The organism is Duganella sp. Leaf61, assembly GCF_001421905.1.
Taxonomy (GTDB): Bacteria; Pseudomonadota; Gammaproteobacteria; order Burkholderiales; family Burkholderiaceae_D; genus Rugamonas; species Rugamonas zoogloeoides.
This window is the reverse complement of sequence record NZ_LMLM01000001.1, coordinates 889,209-901,899: the sequence shown is the minus strand read 5'-3', so window position 1 is coordinate 901,899 and position 12,691 is coordinate 889,209. Positions and strand designations below refer to the sequence as shown.

Annotated in this window: 10 protein-coding genes; 1 reads left to right on the top strand and 9 read right to left on the bottom strand. The window is 63.2% G+C overall.

Annotated elements, in window-relative coordinates:
* Window position 1: 1 nt before the first annotated feature.
* The 6 genes from ASF04_RS27895 to ASF04_RS27295 form a co-directional block, all read right to left on the bottom strand.
* Window positions 2-304, bottom strand: a complete 303-nt coding sequence (locus ASF04_RS27895; RefSeq protein WP_056138269.1) for a hypothetical protein — start codon at window positions 302-304, stop codon at window positions 2-4.
* Entirely contained in the window at window positions 301-1,857 is a 1,557-nt protein-coding gene (locus ASF04_RS03950) for a PepSY domain-containing protein (protein ID WP_056138266.1), read from the bottom strand. Before ASF04_RS03950 ends, ASF04_RS27895 begins: the two co-directional genes overlap by 4 nt.
* 22 nt (window positions 1,858-1,879) lie before the next feature.
* Window positions 1,880-4,315, bottom strand: coding sequence for a TonB-dependent receptor (locus ASF04_RS03945; protein WP_056138265.1), 2,436 nt, complete (start codon window positions 4,313-4,315; stop codon window positions 1,880-1,882).
* Between the two features lie 87 nt (window positions 4,316-4,402).
* Window positions 4,403-5,458 carry a FecR family protein gene (locus ASF04_RS03940; protein WP_056138263.1) on the bottom strand — a complete coding sequence of 352 codons (1,056 nt, stop codon included), beginning with the start codon at window positions 5,456-5,458 and terminating at the stop codon, window positions 4,403-4,405.
* Between the two features lie 69 nt (window positions 5,459-5,527).
* Window positions 5,528-6,037, bottom strand: a complete 510-nt coding sequence (locus ASF04_RS03935; protein WP_056138262.1) for a sigma-70 family RNA polymerase sigma factor — start codon at window positions 6,035-6,037, stop codon at window positions 5,528-5,530.
* Window positions 6,038-6,181: 144 nt separating this feature from the next.
* Window positions 6,182-6,322 (bottom strand): hypothetical protein, encoded by a 141-nt coding sequence (locus ASF04_RS27295; RefSeq protein WP_019923611.1) that lies wholly within the window; start codon window positions 6,320-6,322, stop codon window positions 6,182-6,184.
* Between the two features lie 237 nt (window positions 6,323-6,559).
* Between ASF04_RS27295 and ASF04_RS03930 the strand changes: the two genes are divergently transcribed.
* Window positions 6,560-8,038: an APC family permease gene (locus ASF04_RS03930; RefSeq protein ID WP_056138260.1), complete on the top strand. Its 1,479-nt coding sequence runs from the start codon at window positions 6,560-6,562 to the stop codon at window positions 8,036-8,038.
* Window positions 8,039-8,260: 222 nt separating this feature from the next.
* Here the strand turns inward: ASF04_RS03930 and ASF04_RS03925 are convergent, their stop codons facing one another.
* The 3 genes from ASF04_RS03925 to ASF04_RS03915 form a co-directional block, all read right to left on the bottom strand.
* Entirely contained in the window at window positions 8,261-8,503 is a 243-nt protein-coding gene (locus ASF04_RS03925) for a hypothetical protein (RefSeq protein WP_019923614.1), read from the bottom strand.
* Between the two features lie 177 nt (window positions 8,504-8,680).
* On the bottom strand, window positions 8,681-10,828 hold the full coding sequence (locus tag ASF04_RS03920) for an FUSC family membrane protein (RefSeq protein WP_056138258.1): 2,148 nt from the start codon (window positions 10,826-10,828) through the stop codon (window positions 8,681-8,683).
* A gap of 92 nt (window positions 10,829-10,920) precedes the next feature.
* Window positions 10,921-12,609, bottom strand: a complete 1,689-nt coding sequence (locus ASF04_RS03915) for a M14 family zinc carboxypeptidase (RefSeq protein WP_056138451.1) — start codon at window positions 12,607-12,609, stop codon at window positions 10,921-10,923.
* Window positions 12,610-12,691: the final 82 nt, after the last annotated feature.

Here is a 12,691-nt window from a genome sequence, read left to right as displayed (position 1 = left end):
TTTAACTGAGCAGCACCTGCGCGCCGTACAACAGCGCGCAGGCCAGCACAGTCGCCACCCACACCCTCCAAGCGCTGCGGGTGGCAAACACCCACAGCACATACAGCGTGTAAAACGTAAAACTGAGCAGGCTGGCGATCAATACGCCCTCGGCGCGCGACACGCCTGGTAGCCATGGCAGCGCCAAGGCCAGCACCGTCGACAGCAGCGCCGTCAACCCGTAGCCACCCACGCCGGCCAGCACGAATCTGCCTGCCACTTCCCAGCGATAGCGTGCACTTACCCCAGTCGTTTTCGCGCTCATGGTTTCCCTTTCTGAACCTGCTGTGCGCGCCGTGCCATCACAGCCAGCATCACGCCAAACCCCAGCGCCACCAGCTCCACGCCGGCGCGCTGCCCGTCGCCAGCTGTTGCATACGCCAGCAGGTGCTGGCCGGTCGTCAGATAGTTCAACAGCGGCAGCAGCAGGCACAGCACCGCGCCGGCCGCCAGTTGCTCGACCCAGGCGCGCATGGAGGGGCGCACCAGCGCGTGCAGCAAGGTCGCCAGCCACAGCCACAGGAAGGCGCGGATTTCCCACAGCGCGCGGTCGGTCCACTCGACCGGCAGCAAGCGGTTGGCATAGAAGTAGCCGATGCAGGCCAGCGCGATGCCGGCAATCGCCGCCACGTTGAGCGCCTCGATCACGCGATACACGCCGGCGGTGGCGCGGCCGAATTCCTGTTCGCTCTTCTTGCGGCGCTTGACACAAAACAGGATGGTGCCGGTCGCCATCATCGCCGTGCCCAGCAGGCCGCTCACGAAATACAACCACTTCATGCTCCAGCCGCCAAAGCGCACCAGGTGCAGCGCCTTTAAAACTTCGTGGACGTCGGCGCTGCTAGTAGGCTCATTCACACGCGGCGTCTTCACTTCGATCACGGCGCCAGTCACGCCGTCGAACGCCACGCTCGACAAGGTATGGGCGATGGTCGCGGCGCGGTGATCGTCGGCGGGGCCGAATACGCGCACCACCATGCCGGCGCGGCCCGGCTGCTCGACCAGCACGCGCCGCGCCGGACGGGCCATCAGGCCTTCAGCCTGCGGCACCAGCAGCGCCAGGTCCTGCATCGCCGCTGGCGCGCCGCCGCGTGGCCGGCGTGCAGCGGCTTGCTCGCCATCGAGCTCAAGCTGGTAACGCTGGTAGCCGTCCTGGCCGTACACCGCTTGCAGCGGCCAGGGCATGTAGCTGGTGTAGAAAAACGTCAGCCCGGTATACACGATCATGAACAGGAATGGCAGCGACAGCACCGCCGTGGCATTGTGGGCGTCGAGCCATGATCTCTGGCCTTTGCCGGGCCGGAACGTGAAGAAGTCCTTGAAGATGCGCTTGTGGACGACCACGCCGGTGACCAGCGCCACCAGCATGCACATCGAGGCCCAGCCCACCAGCCAGTAGCCGGGCGTATCGGCCTGCAGCATGTAGTGGAACGACATGAAGTGGCGTCCGCCCTCGGTCTTGCGGCTCGCTGCTTGTTCACCAGTGAGCGGCGCGCCGGTGGCCGGGTTCAGCGCGACAGGACCGCCGCCTTGCCACACCAGCAGGACCGGGCCGCCGTTCTCTCCCGGCAGTTCGATGCGCCAGAAGCGCGCCTTGCCGGCGTTGGCCGCCAGGTGCGTGGTGGCCGCGCGCAGCACGGCCGCGCGGTCACCGACCGCAGCGTCCTGCACCACCGGCCGTGCTTCCATCCACTGCGTGATCGGCTGGCGGAACACCGCCAGCGTCCCGGTGAGAAAAATCGCGCACAGCACCCAGCCCGCCGTCAGGCCGCACCAAGTGTGCAGCCATGACATCTGTTGACGGAAACCGTCTTTCATCACGACCTGAACTCCGCGACGATCAGAAGCTGCCGCGCAGGGTCAGCATCACGTTGCGCGGATCGCCGTAATAGTTGGCGTTCACAAAGCTCGACAGGGTGCTGTAATAGCGCTTGTCGAACATATTGTTGAAGTTGACGGTGGCCGACCAGCGCGGGTTGATCTGGTACTTGATCATCGAGTTCCACACCGCGCGGCCGCTGACCACCGCCGACTGCGCGCCAATGGTGCGATAGCTCATGCTCTGGGTATTGACGCCGCCGCCCACGGTGACGTCGCGCAGCGCGCCGTCAGGCTGGTACGTGGTCCACAGGCGCAGCATGTGCTTGGGCGTGAAGCTATTGAAGGCCAGGCCGCCGCTGTTGACGTCTTCCAGGTACTTGGTGCGGTTGAAGGTGTAGCCGGCGAAGATGTTCCAGTTTTTCAGCAGTTCGCCGCTCGCTTCCGCATCGATGCCCTGGCTGCGCACCTTGCCGGTGTCGGTGTAGCAGTAGTAGTCGCTGCGGCAGGTGGGGCTGGTGCTGAAGTCTTCCTGCGCGCGGTTTTTCTGCACCACGCGGAACAGCGCCAGCGACGTGTTCAAACGGCCTCCCAGCAGCTCGCCCTTTACGCCCGCCTCGTAGTTGGCGCCTACCAGCGGTTTCAGGGCTTCGCCCGATTCCTTTTGCTCGTATTGCGGCGAGAAGATGTCGGCGTAGCTGGCGTAGGCGTTCCAGGTCGGGCTGATCGCATAGATCAGGCCCGCGTACGGCGCCAGCTTGGCGTGTTCGCCCTGGTTGGTGGTCGAGATCGACGCCGCGCGGCCGGTGGTAACGGTGTCCCACACGGTGCGCGACCAGCCCACCCGGCCACCGATGACCAGCTTGAGCGGGTCGGCCAGTTGCAGGCGCACGGCGGTGTAGGCGCCGATTTCGCGCGACTTGCCTACCCGCGCCTCGCGCGTGGTTTGATAAATGAAATCGTCGGATGGTTCCGGGAAATCGGGATTGAAGTTATTGATGTCGTAGGTGTAGTAGTTGCTGCTCACGCCGTAGATGGTGCGCGCTTCGGCGTACGAGTACGTCACGCCGGCCACCACTTCGTGGCGGCGGCCCAGCGCGTCGAACTTGCCGGTGATGTTGGCATCCATGCCCGAGAGCTTGTTCTTGGCGATGGTGTTCGAAGCGCGCAGCGCACCGCGATTGCTGGTCGGGTTGATCGCCACGCCGGAGCCGGCGTACTTCATGTCGTTTTTTTCCTCGACGTAGGCGGTGCTGACTTTCAGGGTCCAGTCGTCGTTGAAATAGTGGGTCAGGTCGGTGAACGCGCCGCGGTTGCTGTTGTTCTGGCGGTTCCAGGTGGCGCCAAGAAAGGTGGAGCGCGGCAGCTCGAGGTCGCGGCCATTGTTGTAGCGCGGCAGACCGTTGAGGAACGGGCGGCCTTTCACTTCCTCGGAGCTGAGCGCGAGGTTCACCGTGGTTTGCGGCGACAGATCGGCTTCGAGCGTGGCGAACAGGGTGGGGCTGCGGCGGTCGGCGTAGTCGATGAACGATTTTTTGTCTTCGTAGTCGGCCACCACGCGCGCGCGCACCTTGCCGTCGTCGCTCAGTACGCGGCTGGCGTCAAGCTGCACGCCGTAGTTGTCCCACGAGCCGGCCTTGGCCACCACGCTGGTGGCGTCGGTGGCCAGGGGGCGCTTGCGTACCAGGTTTACCGCGCCACCGGGATTGCCGGCGCCTTGCAGCAGACCGGCCGCGCCGCGCAGCACTTCCACCCGGTCATAGACGGCGGTGCCGGCATTGAGATTGCTGGCGCGCCCGTACATGCCGCGATTGAGCGGCACGCCGTCGTACTGCACGGTGGTCAAATCGAACCCGCGCGAGTAGATGTATTTGCCGCCTTGCGGGCTTTGCTGGATGGTGACACCGGTGGTGCTGGCCAGGGTGTCGTACACGGTCGTCAGCGCCTGCTCGTCGAGCAGCTGGCGCGTAACCACGCTGATCGATTGCGGAATGTCCTTCAGCGCCTGCTCGCCCTTGCCGATGCTGACCGCGCGCGTGGTGTACGAGCCGGTGCCCTCGGTGGTGGGGCTGGCCTGCGCGGTGACCGACACCGCTCCCAGCGTTTGCACGGCGGCGTCGTCGCGGCGCTGGGGACGAATGGTGACCACGGTGCCGTCGATATCGGCCGCCAGCCCGCTGCCGGTGAGCAGGATGTGCAGCGCGTCGCGCGCAGTCATGCGGCCATTGACGGCCGGCGCGGTTTTGCCGGCCACCAGCGCCGGCTGCACCATCAGCTCGAGCCGGGTCTGGCGCGCCAGGGCGTCGAGCGCGGGCGCCAGCGGCTGGGCGCCGATACGGATCTCGACCGCGACTGCCGCCGCTGGCGACGGCGCAGATTGGGCGCACGCGCCGGTGGTGGCAAATGCGAGGGCAATGGCTAAGGCCAGCGGCGCAGGTTGAAAGCTGAAACGGGACATGCGATCTCCAGAAGTTGAATAAGAATCCTTCTCATGTAGACGCATGGTGTAACGGAACCCCAACCCCCGCAGCAAAATATTTTTCAGTTATTTGTCATTGGAGACGATTTCGGTCACCGCGCCGTCGCGCCGCAGCGCCACCGGCAGCACGCGCGGCAGCACGCGGCGGAAGTTTTCCAGCCGTTGCGGATCGAACGTGCCGGTCACGCGCAAGGCGGCGACTTCGGCATCGCGCACCTGCAGGCCGGTGCTGCCGTAACGGCCGAATTCCGCCAGCACCTGCGCCAGCGGCGTGTTATCGAACGTGATGCGGCCGTCCCGCCACGGTGCGATGCCCGCTTCCGCCACCCGGCCGATCAGGCCCAGCTGGCCATCGGCATCGGCAGCGATGCGCTGGCCGGCGCCCAGCTCCATCACCGGCGAGCCGGCGCCGCCGGTCACGCGTACACGGCCTTCCTCGACCTGCACCCGGATCTCGTCGGCGCCGGGGATGTCCGGGGTGTGGCGCACCGAGAACCGCGTGCCCACCACGGTCACGCGCACGGCGCCGGCCAGCACCTCGAACGGGCGCGCCGGGTCGCCCTGGACGTGAAACACGGCCTGGCCGCCCAGCAGGCGCACCTCGCGCCGCTCGCGGTACAGGGCCACGGCGATGCGGGTGTCGGTATCGAGCCGCAGCATGCTGCCGTCGGGCAGGGTCACGTCCTGCTGCTGGCCGCGCTGGGTGCGGAAGTTGCCCGCGTAAAGCGGTTGCTGCTGCCAGCGGTTCCAGGCCAGGAAGCCGCCGCCGGCTGCCGACAGGGCAACTGTCGCCAGCGCAGCACGCGGCGCCATCGCCGCCAGGCTCGCCAGCCAGTCGCGCCGGCCTCGGGATGCTGGGGCACTGCCGCGCTGCTCCGCCGCCAGGTCTGCCGCCAGCTGCCGGCGCAGCTGGGCCACGCCATCGGCCGGCAACTCGTCGAGCTGGCGCCAGTCGTCGTGCCAGCGGGCCAGCGCCGCTCGGTGGGCCGGATCGGCTTGCAGCCAGGTGTGAAACGCGGCTTCCTCGGCGGCCGTGAACGCGCGCTGGCGGCGGGCGAACCAGTCCAGCGCCTGTTGATCGACGTCGCTTGCGTGAGCGGGGGATGACGGGCTTGGGTTCATGGCGGTGTCATGGGGATATGGATGTAGACGCGCGAGTCGGCGCCAGCCCAACCCCGGGCGGCGAACAATTTATTCATGCGGTGGACTTTCCGCGCAGCGGCGGCATGCCTGCATGGCGTGCTTGATGTGGCGCTCGACCATCGTCACCGAAATCCCCATCTGCTGCGCCACGGCCGCTTGCGACAGGCCGTCGAATTTATGCAGGATAAAGGCTTCGCGGCAGCGCAGCGGCAGCTCGCCGATCACGGCCAGCATCGCCTGCACGCCCTGGGCGGACATGGCGGCGGTTTCGGGTTCGAGGGCGGCGGGGGCGGCCAGCGTATCGAGCACCTTGAAGTCGTCGGCGTGGTGATCTGGTTCAGCGGAGACGCCGCGCACCGTGTCGCGCCGGTGCTGGTCGATCATGAGGTTGCGCGCGGTGCGGTAGAGCAGGGCGCGGGGTTCGGCAATGGTCACACCGTCCTGCTGCATGGCAAGCACGCGCGCATAGCTCTCCTGCGCCAGGTCGGCGGCAGCCTCGCGGTTGTTCACCGCGCGCGACAGGAAATTGAGCAGTTCTCGGTAGTAGCGTGTTACCACATAAATCCAAAGCCAAGGGGACGACGGCTCCCGTCACAGGCTGGCTTGGACTGCTTTGGCTGACCCTGGGTGTCAGGGATACCCCTTCTTATCCCGACCGGCTCAATTTTACAGCCTGGCTTCCGGCTGGTCAGCAGTAACTTGTTAGTTGCTTCCCTGGCCGCGCACGATGAGGACGGCGGCAAGCGTGGCGACAAAGCCCAGCAGAGCGGCAGCAACGCCGACGGCAGGGTGGACGCGGCGCGAGACGGTGGGAATATGGGAATGAATTTTTTTAACCGGCATAACACGAATCTCCTCGATGTCTTATATAAGTATCAAACTTGTACCAAGAGTAGCGCGCGTATCGATCTCGATCTACATCCTGGCTGTATCAAAAGTAAGTAACTGTAACGACAATAGCATTGTTAACACTTTATTTAAGTTGTATAGATCACACACAAGAACTTTCTTTAGGGAAGGCGTAAAGGCCTATAATCGCTTAGTTTTTTTGCCCGAACATATCTCCCACAAGGAATCACTGTGAATCAAACGCTGGTCCAGAAGCTGACCCGTACCAAGCCGGTCGCTCCACCCGTCGAGCATGTCAGCGCCGATCAAGCGCCTTCCGGCAACCGCCTGCATCGCTCGATGGGATTGTTTCCGCTGACCATGATCGGCGTTGGCGCCACCATCGGCACCGGCATTTTCTTCACGATGGTCGAGGCCGTGCCCAAGGCCGGCCCGTCGGTAGTGTTGTCGTTCCTGATCGCGGCCATTACCGCCGGCCTGACGGCGCTGTGCTATGCCGAGTTGTCGTTCCGCATACCCGCGTCGGGATCGTCGTATTCGTTCGCGTACGCCACGGTGGGAGAGTTTTTGGCCTTTATTATGGCGGCCTGCTTGCTGCTCGAGTATGGATTGGCGGCCAGCGCCACGGCAATCGGCTGGTCCGACTACCTGAACAACTTCCTTAATAATGCCTTCGGCTGGCATATCCCGGAAATGTTGCGCTCACCCATGATCGTGGCCACGGCCAGCCATGGCATCGAGTTGCGCCCCGGTCATATCAACCTGCCGCCGATCCTGCTGGTGATCTTATGCTGCGTGTTGCTGATCCGTGGCACCAAGGAATCGGCCACCACCAATGCCATCATGGTGCTGATCAAGCTGGCGATTCTGGTGTTCTTTATCGTGATCGCGTTCTCGGGTTTCGATATCAATAATTTCCACCCGTTCTTCAGCCCGGACAATGGCGTCCACTACACCGGCATGGCCGGGGTGACTGCCGCTGCCGCCACCGTGTTCTTCTCGTTTATCGGCCTCGACACGGTGGCCACCGCCGGCGAAGAAGTGCGCAATCCTACCCGCAACGTGCCGATCGGCATCTTGTCGGCGCTGGCAATCGTTACCGTGTTTTATATGCTGGTGGCATTTGCGGCCATGGGCGCGCAGCCGGCGTCGATGTTTGCCGGCCAGGAAGCAGGCCTGGCGGTGATTTTGCAGAACGTCACCGGCCAGAAGTGGCCGGCACTGGTGCTGGCGGCCGGCGCGGTGATTTCGGTCTTCAGTGTGACCCTGGTAACGATTTATGGCCAGACCCGCATCCTGTACGCGATTTCCAAGGACGGCCTGATTTCCAGGACCTTCCAGAAAGTGAATCCGCGCACGGCGTCGCCGGTGCAAAACACCCTGATCGTCAGCCTGGTGGTGGGACTGGTGGCCGGCTTTGTCGATGCGACCTTCCTGTGGGACATGGTCAGCATGGGCACCTTGACGGCGTTCATCGTGGTGTCGCTGGCGGTGCCGGTACTGCGCTACAAGCAGCGCGCCAACCCGACCGCCGGTTTCCGCGTGCCGTTCGGCCCTTACCTGGTGCCGGGACTGAGCATCAGCGCCTGCTTGTATCTGATGTTCGGCCTGTCGCTGACCACCTACACGATCTTTGCGATCTGGATGTCGGCGGCTGTCATTACGTATTTCCTGTACGGCATGCGCAACTCAAAGTTGAACAAAGCATAGACAGCCAGGCCAGGCCCGGACGTTAAAAAGCCCCGGTCCGCTTGCGCGGCCGGGGCTTTTGCCCATTTACAGATGACGACTTACTTAGCGCTGCCTGGCTTGGAGCCGAGGTAAAGACGCAGGGCAACGGCGGTCAGGGCAACGGCAACTGGCAGGTTTTCGATGATGGTCAGCATGTTATTTCTCCTAGAATTCAGTGATTCAAACAGGGATCCGGACAACTTAAGCGCGGGCTGCGGCGTAACGCAGTTCCGACGCCAGGCTCGGCGAGTGCGCGGCTACTTCGTTGGCGGTGCTGCTCAGCCACCAGATGGTTTCTTCGGTGCTTTGTTCAGCAGCGATTTGCTCGGCAACGGCAACTGGCTTCTTGACGAACACCGCGACGAACAACTTGCGCACTGCGTTGGTAACGTCGCTGGCGAAGTCGGTAACGTTGGTGTGGTAGTTGAAAACGGTGGTAGTCATGTGTTGCTCCTTGAGAATGTCTGTTTGATGCAGTGCAGTATGCGCCTCTCCGAGAAATAAATATACTTTCATTTTGTGATGCATGCGATAGAAAAAGCATATAACACTATAGCGTTGCCGCGCGGTATGATATTCATGGACGTGATAAGTCACGCCATGGCGATGCAACTTTATTAGTCAGGCAATATTGCGCAGGACTGTCTGGCTGTAGCCGATGATTTTCACGGCGTCGGCCTGCAGCAGGCGGATGCGGCGCTGTACCAGCGGCCAGCCCGACCACGGCACGGCGTCCGCCGAGGGCGCTGTTTCCAGCGCTGGTTGCGCCTGGATATAAGCAGCTTGCGGATCGAGCGCCTGGCTCAGGGTGCGCACCACCTGCTCGTGGCTGATGCCGAGCATGGCGTTGACCGGCTCGGTCGGCAACTCGACCACGTGGCGGCGCAGGATGGCGCGCAGGGCAGCCACGTGCGCCACCAGCAGGTAATTCTGCACGATGAACAAATTGATATCTTCAACCGCGCGGCGCTTGCTGGCCGGCTCGTCCAACATGCGCACCAGCGCCGAGCTGAGCGCCGCCAGGCTGTCCATCAGGCGCTTGCGCTCGATGCGGTAGGCGAAGTCGTCCTTGCCTTTGCCCTGCAGCAGGTCGAAGCTGGCCTGCATATAGCGCAGGTTTACTTCGAGCACGCCGCGCACCAGCCGGGGCACGCTCTGGTATTCCCAGTTGGCCAGCACGAAGCTGAAGGCGGTGGCCACTGCCGCGCCGATAAAGGTATCGACCAGCCGCTCCATGATCAGGTCGTTATTTCCGGGTGCGATCAGGTGCATTTGCAGCAGGATCATGATCGAGACCGCCACTGCCGCATACCGGTAGCGCAGGTAAATAAACGTGGGGGTGGCCACCGTGGCCAGTACCAGCATGGCCAGGATCACCGCCATGCTGTTAATCACGTGCAGCACCACTGCCGTGATCACGCAGCCGATGATGGTACCGATGATGCGGTCGGTTCTGCGCTGCTTGGTCATGCTGAAGCTCGGTTTCAGGATGATGACGATGGTCAGCACGATCCAGTAACTGTGCGCCGCGTACGGCAACAGCGCCGCCACGGCCAGCCCCACCGAGATCGCCATGGCCACGCGCAGCGAGAAGCGGAAGATCGGCGAGTCGAGCCGCAGGTGCGACAGGATCATGCGCAGTTCGTATTTCTGCTGCGACAGGAACGGGCCCATGTCGGCATCGACCCAGAATGGCGTGGTCGCGTAGGCCTTCTGGCTGGCCTGGTGCAGTTCGCCGATCATCTTGATGATGGCGCGGATCTTGTTGCGCTGCGCGCGCAGCACCGCCAGCGCCTCCTGCTCCGGTTTGCCGGCGGCGATGCGCGCTTGCAGGGCCGCCAGTTCCGCTTCGATGGCGTCGAGTTCCGGGCCGTAGGTAATTTCCGGGTAGGAGGCTTTCTTGCGGGTGACGTCGTAGGCCACCGATTCGATATCGCGTGCGCACTTCCAGGCCAGGTCGTGCAGGGTTTTCATCACCGGCGAGTCGGCCAGGTGCAGCCGCAACTGGGCGTAATCGGTATGGGTGGACAGCACCAGTTCGTACAGGTCGAGCATGCACACGTGGGTTTGCACCACGATGGCGTCCTTGGCGTTCAGGTGGGCGCGCAGGATCAGGTCGCGCGAGGCCTGCTGGCGGTCGGCCAGCACGCTTTGCTGGCGCACCAGCTTGTTGAACTGCTCGTTCAGGTTGAAACGGGTGTCGTAGAAATCGGCCTTGATGTCGATGTAATGGGCCAGCTCGAACAGCGCCTCGGCCAGCACCTGCTGCTTGATACGATGGCGCAAGATCCATGAAATCCCCATCGCATACGCCAGGTAAGCCACCGCGCCGGAGGTAAACCAGGCGGTGTGGATGAAGGACTGGGTGGCTGTCATCGAGTGTTCCATCGACATGGTCATGATGAACAGCGTGGCCAGTTGCAGCGGCATCGACTTTTTGCCGTACACCACCATCATGCAGGCGAAAAAGCTGATCAGGACCAGCATGGTCATCAACAGCCAGTGCAGCGGCGCGCACAGGCTGATCAACAACGTCACGAAGCTGCACAGCAGCACCGACGCGCTCATCTCGTTGAACTTGTGGCGCAGCGGGCTGGGCATGTCCATCAGCGCCGTGCACAGCGCGCCGATACACACGGTCATTGCCGTGTGCAGGTCGGTAAATTGCAGCGAGATCAGGGTGACGCCGACCAGGCCGGCGGCAAAACGCAGCCCCAGGTAAAAATAGTGGCTGTAGAAAAACGTGCGCAGGTTGAGTGCGTAGTGCATGCGGTGACCTTGTGGGCAGCGGAACAAGCGACAAGATGCACGCGGCGGGATCGCCGCTGCGTGCATCCGAAGAACTCAGATTGTCTAAAACCTTAGAAGACCGATAACACCGGGTAACGGCGCCATTCCGGCTCGGCGTGGCGCTGGCCGTGTTCGAAGATAAAGCCCAGTACCGCATCCTGTTGTGACAGCAGCGCCGGGTTGGCCGCTTTCCACGCGTCGAACTTCGCTTTCAGTTCAGGCTCGGCGCCCAGCATGTCCAGCGCCAGGTCTTCAAACACGTAGTCCGAGTATGCCTCTTTCTTCTCGAGCACGCTGTTGAAAAAGCCCCAGCGGAAGAAGGAATCGTGGCCCAGCGGTTCGAGCGTTTCCACCGCGTAGCGGGCATTGTGCTGCTTGAGCGGAATGAACCAGTCACCGGCCTGCACCGTGAAGCTGGCCGTGCGCGCTTCGAGCTCGACCGCGTCGTGGTACATATGGCCTTCGTAGGCGTTCGGGCGCGAGGTGACCGAGACGATGTGATAGTACTGCGCCTCGATGGTGGCAGCCTCGTCGAACGGCGCCATTTCCACGCCGTTCCACTTCAGGCGCTCGATCGCTTCGCGCCACGCTTGCGGCACGATGTAGCCCTTGGGCGCGCGCACGGTGGCGGCCGGCACAAAGCTGTTGTAGTAGGCGATGTCCTTTTCCCACGGCTGGGTGCGGTCGTACGACAGGCGCTGGTAGTCGCCAAGCAGGCTGGGGCTGCGCTTGGCGGCGTAGCCCTGGAAGCGGAAGGTCGATGGATTGGCCTCGTCCATCTTCCAGTTGACGGTAAATTCAGTGGCGTTAGCAGCTTGCTCGCGGGCGTCGGCGCGCAATTCGATGATCTGCTTGCCGTGGGTGGTCGTAAAAGCCATGGTCACGTCGAGCAACGCGCGCATCGATTCGTAGCGGTCCTTGAACGGCTTGAGCATGTGCGTTTCCGGCATGAAGCCGATCACGTGGTGCAGGGCCGCGAAGCCGGTGGAAAAGCGCGGCACTTCGAGGAATTCGGCGATGCCATCGTCGGGCGTGTCGTGCACCGGGTTCACGTACGGGCAGGTGGGCCAGCCCTTGGCGGCCATCTGCTCGTAGATATGCGGCAGCATGGTCTGGCGCAGGAACGGACCCAATCCGTAGCCGAGCTTGTCGGCCTGGGTGTGGATCAAGGTCATCGTGTACGGGTAGTCGGCGCCGTTGGACGTATGGGTATCGACCATCACATCCGGGTCCCAGGTGCTGACCAGCTGGTTGAACAGCTGGGCGTTGAGGGTGTCGCACTTGATGAAGTCGCGGTTCAGGTCCAGGTGGCGGCTGTTGCCACGGAAGCCGAACTGCTCGGGGCCGTCCTGGTTCACGCGCGAAGTGTTGGCGCGGTTCAGCGCGCCATCGACGTTGTACAGCGGCACGAACAGCAGCACGGTGGTGCCCAGTGCCGCCAGCTTGTCGGCATCGAAACACAGGTCGCGCACGATGGCCATGCAGGCGTCAACACCTTCGGGTTCGCCGGGGTGGATGCCGTTGTTGTTGAAGAAGACCGGGCGGCCTTGCGCCTTGATCAGGTGGCGGTCGAACACGCCATCGGCGCTGACCACGCCGGCATGGATCGGGATGCCGCCATCGGACGTGCCGATCTGTTCAAAACGCAGCACTTGCGGAAAGCGCTGCGCCAGCTGCTCGTAGAAGGCGATGCATTCGCTGTGCAAGGTGGTCTGGTTTTGATTGCCCTGTTCGTAGGGTGTCGGCATTTCTGGGTGCATGGCGGTCTGGTTCTCAGGGTGCATGGTGGCGGTGCGTGCGGTGTGCCTCGTGAGCTTGCCGGCACGTTTCAAGGGCAGCAAT

Coding starts and splice junctions, on each gene's coding strand:
- ASF04_RS03925 (WP_019923614.1), bottom strand. CDS start 8,503: ATGACTACCACCGTTTTCAACTACCACACCAACGTTACCGACTTCGCC.
- ASF04_RS27295 (WP_019923611.1), bottom strand. CDS start 6,322: ATGCCGGTTAAAAAAATTCATTCCCATATTCCCACCGTCTCGCGCCGC.
- ASF04_RS03950 (WP_056138266.1), bottom strand. CDS start 1,857: ATGAAAGACGGTTTCCGTCAACAGATGTCATGGCTGCACACTTGGTGC.
- ASF04_RS03940 (WP_056138263.1), bottom strand. CDS start 5,458: ATGAACCCAAGCCCGTCATCCCCCGCTCACGCAAGCGACGTCGATCAA.
- ASF04_RS03920 (WP_056138258.1), bottom strand. CDS start 10,828: ATGCACTACGCACTCAACCTGCGCACGTTTTTCTACAGCCACTATTTT.
- ASF04_RS03945 (WP_056138265.1), bottom strand. CDS start 4,315: ATGTCCCGTTTCAGCTTTCAACCTGCGCCGCTGGCCTTAGCCATTGCC.
- ASF04_RS27895 (WP_056138269.1), bottom strand. CDS start 304: ATGAGCGCGAAAACGACTGGGGTAAGTGCACGCTATCGCTGGGAAGTG.
- ASF04_RS03915 (WP_056138451.1), bottom strand. CDS start 12,609: ATGCACCCAGAAATGCCGACACCCTACGAACAGGGCAATCAAAACCAG.